Below are 17,958 nucleotides of genomic sequence, written 5' to 3' on the forward strand. Positions count from 1 at the left end.
GCTCGTCTATTTCATATGCGGCGAATCGATAATGCGCACGTTATCGCAACCGACTTGTAAACCTTTGTCGCAACTTTGTTGGAACAACGCTTTGGCTTTTTGGTCGTCTTGCGCGACGCCTTTTCCCTCGGCATACAAGATCCCTAAGTTGTTGCACCCTTTGTCATACCCGAGTTGACAAGCCTTCTCGTAAAACCCGAACGCTTTTTTATACTCTTGCGTCACGCCGCGACCCGATACGTATAAAAGCCCCAAGTTGTCGCAACCCATACTGACGTTACCGTCGCACGCTTTTTGGTAGTATTCGCTCGCTTTTTTAGCATCTTGCGCTACGCCGCGTCCTTCGGCATACAAAAAGCCCAAATTGTTACAGGCAAAAAGGTTTTCGCTTTGGCAGGCTTTTTTGTAAAGCTCGCTTGCTTTTTGATAGTCTTGCGTCACGCCCGAACCGTTGGCATATAAAAGTCCCAAACTGTTACATGCGCTGTCATCATCGTCCGCACACGCTTTTTCGTACAACGCTTTGGCTTTTTTGAGGTCTTGTTTGAGAGCGGTGCCCTCAACGTACATTAACCCCAAGTTGTAACATGCCGAACTGAAATTTTGATCGCAGGCTTTTTCGTAGAACAACGCCGCTTTTTTGAGGTCTTTGGCGACATTGCCTTCGCCTTGTTCGTAAACGACGCCCAAGTTATAGCATCCCGAAGCCTTGCCCTCTTTGCACGCTTGATCGTACACTTCGACCAATTTTTGATGATCTCCGCCCTCTTTTGCTTCGATACCCTCTTTGATAAATCCGGCATGCGCGCAAAGTGCCGCCGCTAAAAATAATAGTGCTACACGGTATTTCATGGTTTCTCCTTTGGTTTTATGAAGCATTTTGATAAAACGTTTTACTCAAATACGCACGAACGAGGTCCATACCGCTGTAAAACGTTTTCATCATCGTCGCACACAAGTAATCGCCGAAAAGCGTCGTGTAAATGACGCCCCCTTCTTTGCGAATCGCATGGTTGGACTCCAACCACCACAACTCGATGCTAAACATTTTTTCGACGCAAATGCCAAAGCGCGCGTTAAAACGCTCCATATCGAGGCTTCGCGAAAAAAGTTCCAGCAAAAAGGCATATTGAACCTGCTGTTTGGGCGAGAAAACGGGTGTTTGCGCAATAATCGCATGGCGTCGGTCTTTGATACACTGAAGGTACTCGCTCAAAGAGTAGGCGTTCACGTAAAGTCGGTCGTTAAATGCACTAAACGCGCCGCTTCCGACCCCGACGTATTCGGGATAATGAACGACGTATTCGTCGCTTAACGCACTTTTTTCTTTGGCAAACGCCCATGCGTTATTGAGGTTATACTCACTCATCTCGTCGCGAATCGCTTGGTAGAGCATCCACTCTTTAATGCCCTCGTCTTCTCCGAACGTATTTTTGATGCTCTCTTTCATTAACGAAGAGCGCATCAGCGGATACGTCGTGATTTGTTCGCTTCCTAAGGCTTTGGCGATGCGTAAATCTTCGCGTAACATCGCTTCGCTTTGGGCGGGAAAATTAAAGATCAAGTCCAAACTGATCGTGGGCAAAATGCCTTGAAGCGATTCGATTTTGCGTTGAAGCTCTTTGGAAGAGCCGTAACGCTCATACCTCCCCATGCGTTTTAAAAGCGTATCGTCAAAGGTTTGTACGCCGATGGAAAGCCGATCGATCAGCCCTTTAGCTTCGTACACTCTTTCACGATCGATCGAAGCGGGCGAACTTTCGCAGGAGACTTCTTTGATATCAAAAAGCTCTTTTGCCACACGAATCGTCTGAAAAAGCTCTTTGGGATCAACGAAGGGCGTACCGCCGCCGATGTAAAGGCGATCGAAGGAAAACCCTAAGCGTTTTAAAATGAACAACTCTTCGCGCAACGAACGAAAATAGCTTTTGGCGTTTAGGGCGTCGTATTTAAATTTATGGAACGAACAAAAGGGGCAAAAATCGTGACAAAAAGGAACGTGCATGTACAGAAGATAGGGTTTCGACGCGTCTACGCCGTAGGTGACGGGCGCGTCGAGCCTTTGGATTTTAAGGGCTTCTTTGAGCTTGGATTGCATCATAGATTGCGCGAAATAAGACGAAAACCGTTTTAACATGTCAAGCCTTTAAGGTCGCGATTTTATAAATGACGAAGCCGAAAAACACGATCACGCCGAGGGAAAAAAGCGGCATCGTCTCTTTGGTAATCACGTAGGTAACGATCAGGATCGACAAGAGCGTCGGCACTTCGTTGTAGGCTCTAAAAAACTGTCCGCTTCGCGTCGTCGGTTGTGCTTGAAGCTTGAGCCTGTAATGCTCCATGCTAAACGAAAAAAGCGTTAAAAGTACCAGCACGAGCAGTTTTAGATGCATCCACGACTGCTCTAAAAGCACATTGTTGAGCGCGATCATCCATACGCCGCTGACGATGCTTGCCCAAAATGCAGGTAAGCCGATGTATTTATAGAGCTTGTATTCTTGAATTTGCACGACCGAGACAAAGCCTGCATTGTCGTTATGCTCTCGATGGTAAACGTAAAGCCTCGGCTGGTAAAACATCACCGCCATCCACGACATGACCGCCATAATATGAAACACCAAAAGGTACATGTAAAGCATTTTCACTCCTTAAACTAAACGTACTTTGCGACCGCGATACGCCGCAAACGCTAAGCACACGATGATCGCCAAAACGTAATAAACGCCTGAGGGAATCGCAGGACTCTCTCCGGAGGCGGCATACGAATGCATGCCAGTCAAATAGAAATTGACGCCGAAATACGTCATCAAAATCGAGCCGAAACCGACGATCGAAGCAATCGAAAAGACGTAAAGCGAAGAGAGTTTGGGCACAAAACGTAAATGCAAAATCAACGCATAGACGATAATCGAAACGTACGACCACGTCTCTTTTGGGTCCCAACCCCAATAGCGTCCCCATGATTCGTTCGCCCAAATACCGCCGAAAAAGTTACCGACGCTCAACATCGAAAGTCCGATAATCAAGCTGATTTCATTGATCGCGCCGATCATACGAATTTGCTCGTTGATGCGTTCTTCGTTGGAAGTGCGTTTGAGTGCCATCAAGACCAAACTAACCGCGCCCAAAAGCGTACCCAAACCCAAAAAGCCGTAACTCGCCGTAATAACCGACACGTGAATGCTCAACCAATAAGATTTTAAGACGGGAACCAAGTTGGTGATTTGCGGATTGACGAAACTCATATGCGCTACCAACATGACGATTGCGGCTAAAATCGCGGCGGACGAAAGCGATAAAATAGAGCGTCGAAATACGACCAAGCCCGCCAGTGCCGCCGACCAGCCGATGTATATCATCGATTCGTACGAATCGCTCCAAGGCGCATGCGCGGAGACGTACCAGCGAAGGGCAAGCGCAAAGGTGTGCACGCCAAAACCGAGGGCAAAAAGCACGATCGTCGCTTTTTCCAAGACGATCAAACGTTGCCCCCGAAACAGGTAAACCAACGCTAACGCAAATGCCCACAATCCGACGATAAAGTAAAACCCGACGAGCTTTTGAAAAAGTCCTAAGCGGTTGTACGTCACTTCGGCTTTCACGCGCGTTGCGCTTGGCAAAATCTCCGAAGCTTCCGCTCTTTGATGCGCTTTAAGTCCGTAAAGTGCTTGCGTCGCCTTCTCCCAACGGTTGGTTTCGATGCCCTCTTGCAATCCCGCAAAATAGTTGCTAATCAACGTTTTGACTTCCGAAGAGACGCTCGGATGGTTTAACGCACCGCTAGGATCGACCCATGTGTGCGCCGGATCGTTCGGTAGGGGGATAAACTTGAACAAAACGCCTTTAAACGTCAAATAGGCGATATTGAGTTTCTCGTCGAATTTAATCAAGTCGTTTTCGAACGTACCGCGTTTGGATTGCGCTTTTTGGTTGGCATCGTTCATCGCTTGCGCTAGTTTATAACGTCCGCTTTCGTCGAACACCTGCGAAAACGAGGCATACTCTTGATCCTCTTTCATACCGATCAGTGTTTTGATTTGTCGGTTGGAAAGCTTGACGATCGCAATGTCTTGCCAGATGTCCGGTCGCGTGCTCATGGCTAAAACCATCTGTTCCGCACTTAAACCGTAAAGAGAACGTTGTGTCGTCAATTTCGTGACGATTTCGGTCGCTTCGGTGCTAAAAGGCTTCATTCTTCCTTGCATATCCTGCACCAAAAGCTCGCTGAGATCCTTATCGGCATGCACCGCGCTGTTCACGCGGACTTGCTCCAAATAAGCACTATAATCTGCCGTATTTGCCCTCACGTCCACGCCTAAAAAGCTTACAAAAAGGGCTATCCACACCAATTGCGCGTTTTTAAGATAAGCTCTTAATTTGAAAAAACGGCTACCGCGCGTAAAAAAGTTCATTAAAAATCCCGCCGTTAAAAGAAAATATCCCGCATACGTCGGCCACTTTCCGGGATCTTTATTGATCTCCAAAACCGTTCCTTTTTCATCCGTATCGTACGAAGATTGAAAAAAGGTATACCCTTCGTAATGTAAAGGGTGATTCATAAAAATGCGATACGCCATCACAGGCTTTTTGTGGGTGTCTAAAACATCGATTTCACTCGCATACGAAGAAGCACTCATCGAACCGGGATAGCGTTCCAACTGAAAGTCGCGCAAGGCTATGGAAAAAGGTAGTACCAGCACTTTTGATCCCCACGATAGATGAACATCAAGCCCCTGAAACGAAACGGTGACCGGCTCTTCGATCCAACCGGCACCGCCTTCGATTTTTACCGAGCGCATTTCGCTTCCGTAACGAACGTCGACCCAAAGCGTCGCCAATTCGCCTTTGGCTTTATAGCGGTAATTTTTATAGGTTACGACCAAAGGCTTTCCTTCGATCGTCTCTTTAAAGGTAAAATCGTTCGATCCGAGTTGCGTTAACGCGAGCGGATATTCAAACGAAGCTTTAGGCGTTTCGACGTGAAGGTACGACGTCACCGTGAGCATTTCGTTTTCGCTCTTTCCCTCACGAACGTGCATGACCCCTTCGTATCCGAAATAACGCGTCAAGCCCGCACCGATTAAGATCACGACAAAAGCGGCGTGTATTAAAAAAGCACCTTTTCGTCTCCACATACGGGTTTTATACATCAAGCCGATCATGCAAAGGCATGAAAGCACCATGACCGTTTCGTACCATGCCGCGTCGTACACGGCGATTTTAGCACTTTGCGTATCGTACGCGCTTTCGATAAACGTTGCAACGCCTGCACCGATACCTAAAATCGCCAATAACAGTAGCACGACCCCGTAGGAGAAAAAATAACGCATCCCTTTTTCAATCCACACCATAAAAACCCCTTATGCGCTAAACGTTTGTCCGGCATATAAAATAAAAAGACGTAACGATAAAACTCCCAGCACGCTTGCCGCGCCACTTAGATAAAACGCGAATGCGCTATGAGCGACTCTTTTTCCTAAGAGAAAATTCAACACCAAAGGTACGCCAAAGCCGATTCCGACGACGCCGAACCAGAAAAGCGCACTGTAGCCTCCTTGAAAAAACGCACCCGCCGTTTGTTTATCGAAGCTCGTTCCGACGATTAAAGAGACGAAAAGCATAAACAAAAGCAACATCTCCAACGCCATAACGGGCCACTCGATCGTATGCAAGGTTTTCATATCGCCCGCGTGAGCGTCGGCTTGAAAGAAAAACGAAGCGATCAGGCTTGAAAACGCCGTTCCGGCAGAAAGACCCGAGACGACGAACAAGGCGGGTAAAATCGCGGTATTTAAGAGCGGAAAACGAACCAATACCGAAATCAAAAATCCCGTATACGCACACACGACGATCGCGAACATAAACGCCAACACTTCGACCGCCGGACGCAAAGCTTTCAAAAGAGGAAAGAGAAAAAAGAGTTTTCCCAAAGGCGTTGTCGCCAAATGCTCTTTTATCCATCCCTCAAACACGATCGCTACCAACACAAACGTTAACGGTATGTACAGACATAACGCCAAAACGCCGATCGACATAACCGACTTAAAGTTGTAATTGATCAAGATTTTCCAAAAATAAAGCGGTTTTTCCAAATCGCCCACTAAGAAAACCATTCCAAAAACGATGGTGACAAACGAAACAAGCGAAGCGGCTTTGAGTAAGGGCGTTTCCACGCTTTGGCGTTGATAGTAGCGAAGCACCAACGAGACGATTAACGCGCCTCCGGAGATTCCCGCCAATAACAAATAGACGCCGATCGGCCAGCCCCATTCCACACCGTGGGAAAATCCGACGGTAAATTCTATGGCTTCGTTCATGATTAAACTCCTACTTTCACAACGGGAATATAACGCAAGCTCGGCTTGGTTCCAAACGTCGGTTTCATACGTACCGCATCTTTGACATGTAAGATTTGGTTGATGTACGAATCCGGATCGTTCAGATTGCCGAACACCAATGCTTTATACTTGCACGATTGCACGCATGCGGGGTCTTGTTTTTTCGCAAAATTCGTATTGAAACAAAAATTGCAGTTCTCCGCCGCTTTGGTTTCGTGATTGATAAAACGAACGTCGTACGGGCACGCCACGATACAATACTTACATGCGATACAATCGTCGGCGTTCATCGTCACGATGCCCGTTTTCTCGTCTCGATGACAGGCTTTGGTGGGACATACGTTCACGCACGGCGCATCTTCGCATTGTTGGCACGAAACGCGTACATAGCGTTTTTCCATCGGCGTCGCAGGATCGGTTTTATTTTGCACGTAAAGCCTTGCTTGGCCTTCGGGCACGGCGTTGATTTTGTGACATGCGACTTCGCACTCGGTACAACCGACGCATTTGTTTTGATCGAAAATCATCCCGTAATGGGGTTTCTTACCTTCGTTTGACGTTTGCGCTTGTTCTTCCGCTAAGACACCTTGCCCGATGGTGCCTACTACGACGGAACTCGCACCTAAATACTTTAGAAAATTTCTTCTTTTCTCATCTTGTTCCATTCTCGTCTCCCCTTTTTGTGTGACTACGAACCTCTACTGTTTCTTGAGTGTTTTGTCCGTCGTCGTCAACTCTTTCTTCGTCTCTTCGCTGAGCGGTTTTGCGCTATTGTTCAATTCGCCCGGTTTAAGCACTTTGACGAGTTCGACTTCAAAAACGACCGTCGATCCGGCAGGAATGGCTTGAACGTCCGCATTACCGTACGCAAGCTCACTTGGAATAACCAATTTGGCTTTTTCACCCTCGCGCATCAACATCAAACCCTCTTGTAAACCGTCGATGACGTTGACCATCGAAAGGTGAGCCGGCGTTTTGCGCGCATAGGTGTCGTCGAACACCGTACCGTTGAGCAACGTTCCTTTATAATTGATCATCACAATGCTTTCAGGTTTAGGCTTCTCGCCTTTACCTTCCGCTAACATTTCGTACTGAAGGCCTGATTTCGTGGTAACGACTTTCTTGTTCTTGGCATTGTTTGCAAGGTATTTTTTACCCTCTTCTAAATTTTTATTGAGCTCTTGGTTAAATCTCTCTTGGCTGATTTTATTTAAACCCTCTGCTCGATTGTTTAGATACGTAATAATCTCTTCGTCTGAAAGTTTTTGCTTTTTCTTTAAAGCATCGACGAAACCGTCGATCAATGCTTCAACATCTGCCTTAACGCCGAGCTCGGATTGTTCAAAGAGTTGATTCGAAATATAAGAACCCGTCGAAACGCCGATACTGTACGACTCTTTTTGAACATCCGTTTTGAGCTCAACCGCAAAACCCCTTGATACCAAACAAATAAATACAAACAACCCAATAGAGATTTTTTTACTACTCATCATCATGCCTTTTACCGTAAAAATTCATGAGCCAAGCGAGCTTGGCCCATGATAAAGTCGCTAACGCGACACCTGCTTAGAGATTCTTTTTCATGACGCGTTGCGCTTCATTAATATACTCAACCGCTGCATCGAGTCTTTGTTTCGTATATTTAAATCCGTGTACGCCCCATGAACCGTCTTTTTCCACTAAATCAACGGTTTCTTGCGCTTTTTCGATCAACTCGTAAACGCGTGCTTTATCAGACGGTGCCAATTTTTTGACTTCAAGCATTGCATAAAGCCCTTGGATACCGACTTTAACTTGCGTAAACTCGTCTTTGACCGGTGTTTGCCAGCCCATAACTTCATCGTAGACTTGTTTTTGGTCTTTGAAGTGTAAGGTCTCTTTTAATTCGGAGTTAATCGGACTATGACATCCTTTTGCCTCGACTTGCTCTTTATCCGCCCATGTCGTTCGAGCGCACGCCCACATCAAGTCGACAAAGTTACGTCCGTCTTTATTTCTATCGAAATGCCAATCTTTCGTATCACGAGGTCCTGTTGCGGCAGAGCTTGCAACCATCGTTTTCATTTTCGGATCGACTTCGATTTTCCAGATGTGTGAACGACGTTGCGTATCAAAGCCCGCTTGATCTTGGAATTGGATCGCATAGAAGTTTTCACAACTCATCAAGAACGGCATATGGCACGTTGCACAACTGTTTTTACTGTGCGTATCGGATTTGGCGTGAATATACGCTTGCTCTTTATGGCAATCCGCACACTCTTTTTTGAGTTTCGGTTTCGTATAGAACGAACTCAAATAACCTTGGTTGGCGTTATAGTTCGTACCTTTGACGTTTTTCTCGCCCGAAACGTCACCCGTAACGTCGTGAGGATCGTGACATGTAGAACAACGCATTCCTTTTAAGTAGTGCGCCGTAAAGTACGATTGAGCACCTTCGGTTCCGCATCCAGGTCCCATGGATTTGAATTTTGAGCTCAACGCTAGGTCGGGTTTACCGACGTTAAGCGGATTGCTTTTCATCAAATCGGGGTTGTAGCTAAAGCGTTGGTGACAGCGTTCGCAGTTAGAGATCAATAAGCCCGAACCGCCTTCTAAGTGACCGCCCGCTCCGTGGCACTCTTCACATGAAACGCCTTTGGAGATCGTATGTTTTTGAAGCTCTTTGGCATTACCTAAAGCCGCAAAAAATTCGCCTTGGTTTTTAAAATCGAATTTCCAAGGGTGACATACTTCACAATACGAAGTCGATGCTTGGAACGACATCTCTTTTTTATACTTCGCCGCATAAGAAGCAAGTCCTCTGACGTATCCGCCGTTATCGCCGTATTCTTGAAGCGTTACGGGGAACTCGGGAACCCATTTTTTAATCTTTTTCGCGACTTCAGGCGTTAGGTTGTACGCCCACGTACGTTGCCATTGGTTTGCTCCGGCCGTGATTTGACCCGTACCGTTTTTGAGTAAACCGCCTTCGACATGGTATGTTCCACGTAATAACCATGCATCAAAGAAGCCCATTTTTGTTCTAAGGTGTCCTACGGTACAATAAATAACGTCGGGTGTGATACCTTGCGGTAAAATCGATGCCGTGTCGCTGTCAAAAACGGGATCGTTCAATTTATTATTGACCTCAGGGTGTTCGCCCGGAAAACGTATTGTGGACGAGTGTCGTGATCTGCTCCAAGCTTCATATTGCGCAGTATGGCACTCGCCGCATTTTTCAGGTCCGATGAATTTGTTAGGATACGCAAGCGTTGAATTACGCGCTACCCGATACATCATCGAACTAAAACCCTCACCGCCGCTGCGTTTAGAGTTTTTGGAAAAATCGACGCCGTGTCCCTCTTCGATCCACTCGTGACCGCGATCGCCTACGACCATCTTACCGACCGTTTTTCCGCCGTATTTGGTAAAAATGGGGTGATTTTTAAAGAGCCAGTCGTACATCGCTTGCTCTTCGACAATATAATCTTGCAACGAAATGACGCCTCGGCTCTCTTTCGTTCCCTTCGCGTGAGCAATAATCTCGCGCGCTTCCTTAGTCATCTGCATGCCTTCCATGGCGGCGGCACTGGTTGCACCGACGGCAAAGATACTCGTGCACATGAATAAACCCAGTAACACTTTGTCCCAATTTCTCATGTTTCCTCCTTTGAAACAGACCAACCTAAACCGCTCTTTTTCGCGTATGAATCGTGGAAATTTCACATACGATTTTGAGCAATTAAAGCATTAACCAGCACAAATGCTTCAAAGAAATGGTAACACTAAAAAAGGGGGGAAAAGGGGGAAGTATTAAATGTATGTTAAATAGAAGAATTAAAAGATAATTGTAAAGATAACGCCATCATCCGTATTGTCCACGCGTAAGGTTGCGCCGTTTTTTTCGGCAATCATACGGCTCATGTAAAGCCCGAGTCCGCTACCGGATTCTTTCGTCGTCACGTAAGGATCGAAAATCGTCCCGATCAAACTTGCATCGATATTTCCGGCATTGTTTTCAATCGTAAGAATCGGTATGGTATCGGCAAGAAAAGCGCGAATACGAATAATGCGCTCTTGTCGTTCGGGCACGTTCGCCAAAAAAGCCTCTTTAGCATTATTCATAATATTAATCACAACCTGAACGATCTCGTTTCGATACCCTAGACGTATAAAATTGTCTTGAATCTCGACTTGAACGTCGATCGCGTATTTCTCTAGCGAGGCACTTAGTAGTCTTTTGGCTTGCGAGACGACCTCTTGCGCGCTAAATTCGTGTTTGGTCGTACTCGGTGTAAAAAAGTTTTTAAAATCGTCGATCGTATGCGACATAAACGAGAGCTGTTCGCTGGCTTCTTTGATTTTTTGCGTGAGTTTTTCTTTGGTTAACTTGTCCTTTTCGCTGTGCAATTCGAGGTTGATTAAGATCGAGCTGACTTGTGCCAAAGGCTGACGCCATTGATGGGAAATATTGCCGATCATCTCTCCCATCGACGCAAGACGGTTTTGGCTCATCATCAGCATTTTATTTTTTTCCTGTAAGCGAAGTTCGCTACGGTAGATTTTATACAAAAACAAAATGAAAACGACAAAGACGATAAACATCACCGCTCCGCCCACCATAAACTCTTTAACGTGGTACGTTAAAATACTAAAAACGGGGATTTTAAACGTAATCATCGCAATGACGTCGCCGACTTTGCTATCAAACGAGGGAATGACGTGGTACTGCTCAATCATACGCTTGGGCGCGCTATTGGACGTATGGCATTGCATACACGAAGTGTCCGAATTGCGAATCGGCAATCCGACGAAAAAATACGGTGCATTGTTTTCGTGAATAATCCGTGAATACTCCTGATACTTGCCCTCTTTAAAGTCGTCTAGGATTTCATTTTCAAACTCGTTTCCCTCGTGTGCGGGATTGAGCGGATTGTATGCGACCAATTTATAATCGTAGTTGATGTTCTTTTTTAAACGCTGTATATCGTAAATCGAACGCGTAATGTAGGTTGACGAGAGGAGTCTCGGGTCAAAAAAATCGCGCGCAAGCATCTTTTTTTCTTTGAGTTCTTCGATAAGCGGACGTTGTACCACGGAAACGTAGTCGCGAATCGCATTCATCGTATCCAAAACGAAAAACGCCTCTTGTCTGGCGTCTTTCATCGCAAGTTCGCGGTAAAAGTTGAAAAACAAAAGTGTAATAATCGCATAGAGCACGACAAAAAGCGCGATGATGATTTTAAAATTATACCTCACACACGTACCCGACACCGTACAAATTTTTGATAAATCCGTTATCGATCTTTTTGCGCAACTCTTTCACGATCGACTTGAGGGCTTCTTTGCTCGGCTGTTCAAATTCCCACATGTACTCAAAAAGCTGTTCATACGTAATCGTTTGATTAGGTCGTTTTAAAAAGTATTCGAGCAGGCGGCTTTCACTTTTGGAAAGGTGGATCGTCTCGTTGCGACAGGATAAAGTTTTACGGCAATAATCATACGTGTATTCCGCGCTGATTTGAAAACTCGGACGATGATCCACCAGCTCCAACGCCACTTCTTCCAATGCTTTGATAAGACTGTTTTTGTCGTACGGCTTGGTTAAATAACGCGTAATTTTGAGTTCCACCGCACGCCAAAGGTACTCTTGTTCGGTGTGCGCCGAAAGAATAATAATCGGAATTTTTTTATTCACTTGACGAATTTTTTTGACGACTTCAAGCCCGTCGATATGCGGAATCGAGATGTCGAGCATTAAGACGTCGTAGATGTTTCCCAAAGCCTCGTCCAAGGCTTCAAGCCCGTCTTTCACGCCGACGACTTTACCGAAAAAAAGCTCCAAAGATTCGACGATATTGTTTAAAATAATCTCTTCGTCTTCAACGCACAGAACCTTTTTATCCGATAAAATTTCTAAAGGGTTATACTCGTTCATAGCTATTATCTTTTATATCACAAGTTTCGTTTGCATCAAGCGTTGATCACAAAAGGCGAAAAAATAGTATCTGATTTTATCTTATAATAAAATTTTTTAAGATAAATTTTACACTGACATGTTAAAGAATCGTCACACGCGTCAAAACGGTTCTTGTTTACTTATAGTTTAAAAAAGGTTAGCAAAACGTTTAATCTTTTTTTCTATACTTTCGATACCAAGACAATACCTCCTTTTTAGAAAACCTAACCACTTGAAATACCAAACGCTCGAATTGCCCGATTCGAGCGTTTTTCTCTTTTCCAAACTACGCTATACTTCGTTCCATTAAAATTCTTAATTAACGCAAAACATGCTTCGCAAGGCTTGGCCAAAAGCGACGCTCATGCTTTGTTATTTTTGAAAGAGTCACTCATGTTTTACGGTAAAAAAGTCGTTATTTTTGATATGGACGGTACGCTTATCGATTCGGTCGGTATTTGGAATGCCATCGACACGGAGCTCATCAATGCTTTGGGCGCACAAGCACCGAACGAGTGTGCGATTCAGCACCGACGCGATTCGCTTTTACACGCTCTAAGCCATACGCAAGACGCTTATTTGGAGTATTGCGACGCGCTGCGAAAAGCCTATAACGCGCGCTATTCGAAAGAAGAGATTCGCGCGATGCGGTATCGTATTGCCAAGCACTACCTTCAAAACGTTATCGATTTTAAGCCTGACGCTCCTGCGCTGTTGCATTTTCTTCGCGAAAAAGGCTTAACGCTTGCCATCGCTAGTACAACCTCTCAGAGCAATCTTCATACGTACATGTACGAAAATTCTCAGATGATGCAAAAGGTCGATTTTGCCGAAACCTTTGCGATGATTCTCGGGCGTGAAAGCGTTAGTCGCATCAAACCGCACCCGCACGTCCATCATCACGTCATGCAGACGCTCAATGTCACGCCGGAGGAGTGTTTAATTATCGAAGATTCCCTCGTCGGACTCGAAGCCGCACGCCATGCGGGCATCGACGCGATCATTGTGTACGACCGTTACGCACGCGACGATCAAGAAACGTTAAAACAAGGCGCATACGCTTACTTCGACGACTTTCAAACACTGCTTTACGCCGCGCAAAAAGAACTGACGTTAAAGGCGTAACGAAGTCGTGCATTGTTGCGTAAAGCGTAGCGTCGCGGCTCAGAAGTTTTTTTAAAGGAAATTTCGTTATATTTTTAAATATATAAATAAAAAGGATGCTCGATGAGTTCACATGTAGCGCTTTGGAGCCGTGCTTCCAAGCATGCTTTGCAACAAAACGATTTTTCCGAAGACACCGACTATATTCTCAACTGGATCGAAAATCAAGGCATCGGTTTTGAGGGCTATTCGCTTTTAGACATCGGATGCGGCACGGGGACGTTTGCGCTTCCTCTTGCGCTCAAAAAAGCCCATGTTACCGCGCTTGATCTTTCGTGCGATATGCTCAAAATCGTCAATGAAAAAAGCGAAGCACTCGATACCGAAGTCTCCGTGAGGCTCCAACACGCCGATTGGGGTGCCTTTACGTCCGAAGAAACCTACGACATCGTCCTTGCGTCTATGACGCCCGCCCTCAGCACGCAACGCGACATTGAAGCGATGCTAAATGCAACCCGCTCGCTTGGCATCTTTGTCGGCTGGAAGAAGTACCGTCACAATTCTTTGCTCGACCTTTTGCTGATCGCCCACAACGCACCCGAATACCACGCCAATCCCAGCGTTGAAGTCAAAACATTTTTGCACGCCTTGGAAAAAGCCTCCATCGCCTACAACGTCCACTACTTCCCGAGCACCTACAAACGCGCCTACACGTTCGAACAAGCCAAAGAATACGCTTACAAACAACTCATCGGCTACAACATCTTCCCAAGCGAAGCCAAAATCAATGCCGTCTTAAACGACCTCATCGAAGATAACCTTATCGTCTCCGAAAACAAGTCCGAAAAAGGCGTCGTCCTCTTTTCCAAATGCCCGCTGTTGCACCATTTTAGTTTGGTGTGTTAGAGGGTTTTTGGGTTTACATGTAAAACTTATTTGACTAATATATTTGACATTTATACTTTAAAGTTATAAAATGTCTAAAATATTAGTCAAGGAAAAACATGGACTTAAAAGAGTTTGGAGCCTACGTTGCACAGCTTCGTAAAGAGAAAAAAGTCTCACAAGAACAACTCTCTCGTGATCTTTCTATTTCTCGCGCGACCATCAGTTCCCTTGAAAACGGCACAAGTTCCGATGTTGGCATAAAGAAGATACTTCACATCCTTAACTACTTAGGGTACGAGCTTACATGTAAAGAAAAATCTCCCTTCCCAACTTTTGAGGAGCTAAGAGATGAAAGATAGTTTACATGTAAAAGTTTCTAGCGAAAAAGCAGGCACTATCCTTCTTGAAAATAACGAATACATCTTTGACTACACAACCGATAATCAAGATGCTTTTGTGTCACTCAGTATGCCTGTACGAGCGAAGAGTTATGTAAACCCAAAACTCCACCCCATTTTTGAGATGCACTTACCCGAGGGCTATCTGCTTTCCATCATTAAAAAACATTTCTCAAAAATCACCAAAACCGATGACTTCGGACTCCTTCATCTTATGGCACACAGCATCAAAGGCAGGCTCACATACGAAGCAGATGCTACGCAAGAAGAAGCACCCCTCAGCTTAGACGCACTCTTGCACCCCAAAAGTGAAACACTCTTTGATGAACTCGTAGCCCGTTTTGCTCTTAATTCACCACTGAGTGGCGTACAACCCAAAGTCTTAGCCAAAGTGCGCGACAAAGTCACCTTACCACTGCAAGAGTACATCGTCAAGTCATGGGGCGATGAGTACCCACACTTAGCGCTCAACGAATTTTATTGCATGAAAGTTGTGCAAAAAGCGGGCATCGAAGTGCCTGAGTTTTACCTCTCCGATGACAACAAGCTTTTCATTATGAAGCGTTTTGACATCAAAGACGATGGAAGTTACTTAGGCTTTGAAGATATGTGTGTTCTTCAAGCACGCCAAGCCGATGAAAAATACGAAGGCTCCTACGAGCATATCGCTAAAAGCATCAAAACCTTTGTCTCACCTAAACACAAGAAAAAGGCACTCAGAGATTTTTTTAAAATGATGGTCATCAACACACTGGTACAAAATGGCGATGCACACCTCAAAAACTTTGGCGTACTCTATGAAAATATCCAACATATCTGGCTTGCACCCGCGTATGATGTCGTCTGTACGACACTCTACATTCAAAAAGACATCCCTGCTTTGCATCTTTTGGGAAGTAAAAAATGGTGGAGCAAAGCGTTTTTATTGCGTTTTGGCAAAGAAAGTTGTGAGCTAAATACCAATGAGGCGCTAGCGCTTTATGATGAATGTGTCGAAGCTATGCGCATCATTGTTCTTGAAGTAAAAGAGCGCATTGAAATAGAAAATGATTTACATGTAAAAGTATTTTTGAGCAGTTTGGTGGAAATTTTTGAAAGGGAAAATCAATGAGTTCAAAAAGTTACTATTACCTTCTCGTATCGTTGCAATTCATCTTCATCACAATCCTCGCCATAAACCACGGCTTGTACACACCCAGCACCTTAGCCTTACTCACCTTCTTGATAGGCAGTGCCTTTGGAATCTATGCACTCAAACACAACACCCTTAACAACTTCAACATCACCCCCGAAATCAAACAAAATGCCGCACTTATCACTACAGGAGCCTACCGCTACATCAGGCATCCTATGTATTTTTCCGTCCTTGTGATGATGCTTGGGGTTGTGGTTTCTAAGCCTACGTTGCTGAGTCTTTTTATCTACGTACTTTTAGTTATAACGCTGTTTTTGAAAGCCCACAAAGAGGAGACGTTGTGGATGGTGCAGTCTAGTGAATATAGAAACTATAGGCAGCAAACGAAAAGAATTATTCCATTTGTTTTGTAAGACAAGTCGAATAAGAAAGTAGTTACAATACTTTTTTTTCCTTTTCTTACTAATACAACATTCTTCAACAAAGGAATAAAGTGAAATATTTAGATACCGAATACAGAGAAACTAAGCGTATTAAAAGAGATAATATTAAACTTAATGCTCCTTTTCAAGAGTTATCTGACTGGATTGAATCATTTTATAAAGTTAAAGTTCTTAACATAATCTATGATCACTTGATACACAATAATCATTGCCCTAGATTACAAGTGATTCTTGAAACAGAAGAAGACTGTGATACTTTTAACGACAAAGAACTACGCCTAAACTTTTCTGAGGAAAAACAAAAAAATATTTTTGATAAATTTATTCAAATTGTACAAAGAGACAATTTGAATAAATATCAAGATGAAAGATTGTTTGTATGTTTTGCCGCGTTTGAACCGACTGCACGAGAAGATGCAAACGAAAAAATCAAGGATTCAGAGATAGAAAACCTTAAAAGTAAACTAGCTGATGATCACCTATGGCAAATTAGACGCATGTTTGGTTCAGTAACATTCTTCTTTTTTACTAACAAACAAGTTGAAGAGGCTAAGTCACAAGGATTATTGATAACTTATTCAAAAGAATATTTAAATCTTATAAAACAATATGATGAATTTGGTTATCTTAACGAAAATAACTTTTCAGTCATTTTTGATTCTCAAGAAAATTTTGAAACAAACTATCAAGGAAATTGGTTTTACTATGATAGATAATAATCTAATACAATTTGAATTCTTACGGATACGAAACCAAAACCTTTTCTATCGCCTCTTTCAGCTCCGTACTCAAATTATCCATCTTAGTCACCATCCACACAAGATAGTTACGATCAAGCTCTAGAACTTCTAGAGGGGTTTTGCCTGCGTATTTGCCAAAGCCGATGGTTAGGGTCACACTCTCTTTGGTGCTCTCTAGCGCGTGGAGTATGGAGGCTTTCATGTCTTCGTCGAGTCCGTTGGAATTTAGCATATAGTGGAGGTCTTGGCGATCGGTTTTGGCGACATCGACGAACTTTTTGCCTCTGTTTTTGCCGTAGGGAATGTGGCTGAGGATGATTGGCTCGGAGCACAGTAAGATCATTTTTGGCATGGAGTGGTCTTCGCACAGGCGTTCAAAGAGGTGTTTGAGTACGATGACATCGCCTAGAGCATCATGTGCGTTGATGGTGATGCCAAGCTTTTGGGCGATGCCCTCTTCTTCTTTGTAGAGTCCCCATTGGTAGCGTTTAAATTGCAGGCTAAACGAGCCATCGTTGGGGTAAAGCGCACGCAAAATACGAAAAGTGTCGATGAGATTCATCTGCGAAGCAAAACCCTCTTTGGCAAGCATATTAAGGTCAAACGCAGCATTTTGAATGACGAGGATGTTCGCAGGCGAATTGAGTTCTAGAAGCCTTTTGTATGCTTTGGTTTGAACACATGCAGGCTCGCCTTCAACCATTTCATGGGTAATGTGGTGAATCGCCATCGCTTCGTAGGAGATGGGCAAAGGCGGCTTGCACAGCGCGTCATGCACCTCTTCGATCTCAAACTCTTCATTCAGCACCAAAAAACTGAGCTGACAGATGCGATCTTTTTCAAACATTCCCGTGGTTTCGGTATCTAACACAATGATTTTCATGGCGTGCCCTCATCTTCATAATTGCCTCATTGTACGTCAAACTAGCTTTTAACTCTTTTACATGTAAAGGTAATTCATACTCAATTCATCT

At 44.5% G+C, this 17,958-nt stretch carries 17 protein-coding genes; 6 read left to right on the forward strand and 11 right to left on the reverse strand.

Features of this window, described 5'->3' with window-relative positions; all coding sequences use genetic code 11:
- Positions 1 to 6: 6 nt before the first annotated feature.
- The 10 genes from OA34_RS09490 to OA34_RS09535 all read right to left on the reverse strand — a co-directional run bounded on the left by OA34_RS09490 (position 7) and on the right by OA34_RS09535 (position 12,255).
- The gene (locus OA34_RS09490; RefSeq protein ID WP_039674722.1) at positions 7 to 852 is read right to left on the reverse strand and encodes a cysteine-rich Sel1 repeat protein; all 846 of its coding nucleotides are present in this window, start codon (positions 850 to 852) and stop codon (positions 7 to 9) included.
- A gap of 16 nt (positions 853 to 868) precedes the next feature.
- Positions 869 to 2,137, reverse strand: a complete 1,269-nt coding sequence (locus tag OA34_RS09495; protein WP_039674724.1) for a coproporphyrinogen III oxidase family protein — start codon at positions 2,135 to 2,137, stop codon at positions 869 to 871.
- Between the two features lies 1 nt (position 2,138).
- Positions 2,139 to 2,639 (reverse strand): CopD family protein, encoded by a 501-nt coding sequence (locus tag OA34_RS09500; protein ID WP_039674726.1) that lies wholly within the window; start codon positions 2,637 to 2,639, stop codon positions 2,139 to 2,141.
- 9 nt (positions 2,640 to 2,648) lie between these two features.
- Complete coding sequence (ccsA, locus tag OA34_RS09505; protein ID WP_286682964.1) at positions 2,649 to 5,351, reverse strand: cytochrome c biogenesis protein CcsA; 2,703 nt, start codon at positions 5,349 to 5,351, stop codon at positions 2,649 to 2,651.
- Positions 5,352 to 5,360: 9 nt separating this feature from the next.
- Positions 5,361 to 6,317, reverse strand: coding sequence for an NrfD/PsrC family molybdoenzyme membrane anchor subunit (gene nrfD, locus OA34_RS09510; RefSeq protein WP_039674728.1), 957 nt, complete (start codon positions 6,315 to 6,317; stop codon positions 5,361 to 5,363).
- Between the two features lie 2 nt (positions 6,318 to 6,319).
- Positions 6,320 to 7,003: a 4Fe-4S dicluster domain-containing protein gene (locus OA34_RS09515; RefSeq protein ID WP_039674730.1), complete on the reverse strand. Its 684-nt coding sequence runs from the start codon at positions 7,001 to 7,003 to the stop codon at positions 6,320 to 6,322.
- 33 nt (positions 7,004 to 7,036) lie between these two features.
- A complete protein-coding gene (locus OA34_RS09520; RefSeq protein ID WP_039674732.1) occupies positions 7,037 to 7,828 on the reverse strand; it encodes an FKBP-type peptidyl-prolyl cis-trans isomerase in 792 nt (263 codons plus the stop codon).
- A 76-nt stretch (positions 7,829 to 7,904) separates the two neighbouring features.
- Positions 7,905 to 9,977 (reverse strand): multiheme c-type cytochrome, encoded by a 2,073-nt coding sequence (locus tag OA34_RS09525; RefSeq protein WP_039674734.1) that lies wholly within the window; start codon positions 9,975 to 9,977, stop codon positions 7,905 to 7,907.
- Between the two features lie 177 nt (positions 9,978 to 10,154).
- The gene (locus tag OA34_RS09530; protein ID WP_039674736.1) at positions 10,155 to 11,576 is read right to left on the reverse strand and encodes an ATP-binding protein; all 1,422 of its coding nucleotides are present in this window, start codon (positions 11,574 to 11,576) and stop codon (positions 10,155 to 10,157) included.
- A complete protein-coding gene (locus tag OA34_RS09535) occupies positions 11,566 to 12,255 on the reverse strand; it encodes a response regulator transcription factor (protein WP_039674738.1) in 690 nt (229 codons plus the stop codon). Before OA34_RS09535 ends, OA34_RS09530 begins: the two co-directional genes overlap by 11 nt.
- 414 nt (positions 12,256 to 12,669) lie before the next feature.
- On the opposite strand from OA34_RS09535, the gene OA34_RS09540 reads away from it, so the two are divergent.
- The 6 genes from OA34_RS09540 to OA34_RS09565 all read left to right on the forward strand — a co-directional run bounded on the left by OA34_RS09540 (position 12,670) and on the right by OA34_RS09565 (position 16,960).
- On the forward strand, positions 12,670 to 13,401 hold the full coding sequence (locus tag OA34_RS09540) for an HAD family hydrolase (protein ID WP_039674740.1): 732 nt from the start codon (positions 12,670 to 12,672) through the stop codon (positions 13,399 to 13,401).
- Positions 13,402 to 13,503: 102 nt separating this feature from the next.
- Positions 13,504 to 14,286 (forward strand): class I SAM-dependent methyltransferase, encoded by a 783-nt coding sequence (locus tag OA34_RS09545; protein ID WP_039674742.1) that lies wholly within the window; start codon positions 13,504 to 13,506, stop codon positions 14,284 to 14,286.
- Between the two features lie 98 nt (positions 14,287 to 14,384).
- Positions 14,385 to 14,627 carry a helix-turn-helix domain-containing protein gene (locus OA34_RS09550; protein WP_039674747.1) on the forward strand — a complete coding sequence of 81 codons (243 nt, stop codon included), beginning with the start codon at positions 14,385 to 14,387 and terminating at the stop codon, positions 14,625 to 14,627.
- Positions 14,617 to 15,777 (forward strand): type II toxin-antitoxin system HipA family toxin, encoded by a 1,161-nt coding sequence (locus OA34_RS09555; protein WP_039674749.1) that lies wholly within the window; start codon positions 14,617 to 14,619, stop codon positions 15,775 to 15,777. The genes OA34_RS09550 and OA34_RS09555 overlap by 11 nt, the downstream gene beginning before the upstream one ends.
- Positions 15,774 to 16,214 (forward strand): methyltransferase family protein, encoded by a 441-nt coding sequence (locus tag OA34_RS09560; RefSeq protein ID WP_039674752.1) that lies wholly within the window; start codon positions 15,774 to 15,776, stop codon positions 16,212 to 16,214. The genes OA34_RS09555 and OA34_RS09560 overlap by 4 nt, the downstream gene beginning before the upstream one ends.
- Positions 16,215 to 16,294: 80 nt before the next feature.
- Complete coding sequence (locus OA34_RS09565) at positions 16,295 to 16,960, forward strand: hypothetical protein (RefSeq protein ID WP_039674754.1); 666 nt, start codon at positions 16,295 to 16,297, stop codon at positions 16,958 to 16,960.
- A 22-nt stretch (positions 16,961 to 16,982) separates the two neighbouring features.
- Here the strand turns inward: OA34_RS09565 and OA34_RS09570 are convergent, their stop codons facing one another.
- Positions 16,983 to 17,867, reverse strand: coding sequence for a 3'-5' exonuclease (locus OA34_RS09570; protein ID WP_039674755.1), 885 nt, complete (start codon positions 17,865 to 17,867; stop codon positions 16,983 to 16,985).
- Positions 17,868 to 17,958: the final 91 nt, after the last annotated feature.

It is taken from the genome of Sulfurospirillum sp. MES, from assembly GCF_000789415.1.
In the GTDB taxonomy this organism is placed as follows: Bacteria; Campylobacterota; Campylobacteria; order Campylobacterales; family Sulfurospirillaceae; genus Sulfurospirillum; species Sulfurospirillum cavolei.

Coding starts and splice junctions, on each gene's coding strand:
- OA34_RS09520 (WP_039674732.1), bottom strand. CDS start 7,828: ATGAGTAGTAAAAAAATCTCTATTGGGTTGTTTGTATTTATTTGTTTG.
- OA34_RS09550 (WP_039674747.1), top strand. CDS start 14,385: ATGGACTTAAAAGAGTTTGGAGCCTACGTTGCACAGCTTCGTAAAGAG.
- OA34_RS09495 (WP_039674724.1), bottom strand. CDS start 2,137: ATGTTAAAACGGTTTTCGTCTTATTTCGCGCAATCTATGATGCAATCC.
- OA34_RS09515 (WP_039674730.1), bottom strand. CDS start 7,003: ATGGAACAAGATGAGAAAAGAAGAAATTTTCTAAAGTATTTAGGTGCG.
- OA34_RS09535 (WP_039674738.1), bottom strand. CDS start 12,255: ATGAACGAGTATAACCCTTTAGAAATTTTATCGGATAAAAAGGTTCTG.
- OA34_RS09540 (WP_039674740.1), top strand. CDS start 12,670: ATGTTTTACGGTAAAAAAGTCGTTATTTTTGATATGGACGGTACGCTT.
- ccsA (WP_286682964.1), bottom strand. CDS start 5,351: ATGGTGTGGATTGAAAAAGGGATGCGTTATTTTTTCTCCTACGGGGTC.
- OA34_RS09500 (WP_039674726.1), bottom strand. CDS start 2,639: ATGCTTTACATGTACCTTTTGGTGTTTCATATTATGGCGGTCATGTCG.
- OA34_RS09555 (WP_039674749.1), top strand. CDS start 14,617: ATGAAAGATAGTTTACATGTAAAAGTTTCTAGCGAAAAAGCAGGCACT.
- OA34_RS09570 (WP_039674755.1), bottom strand. CDS start 17,867: ATGAAAATCATTGTGTTAGATACCGAAACCACGGGAATGTTTGAAAAA.
- OA34_RS09545 (WP_039674742.1), top strand. CDS start 13,504: ATGAGTTCACATGTAGCGCTTTGGAGCCGTGCTTCCAAGCATGCTTTG.
- OA34_RS09525 (WP_039674734.1), bottom strand. CDS start 9,977: ATGAGAAATTGGGACAAAGTGTTACTGGGTTTATTCATGTGCACGAGT.
- OA34_RS09560 (WP_039674752.1), top strand. CDS start 15,774: ATGAGTTCAAAAAGTTACTATTACCTTCTCGTATCGTTGCAATTCATC.
- OA34_RS09490 (WP_039674722.1), bottom strand. CDS start 852: ATGAAATACCGTGTAGCACTATTATTTTTAGCGGCGGCACTTTGCGCG.
- nrfD (WP_039674728.1), bottom strand. CDS start 6,317: ATGAACGAAGCCATAGAATTTACCGTCGGATTTTCCCACGGTGTGGAA.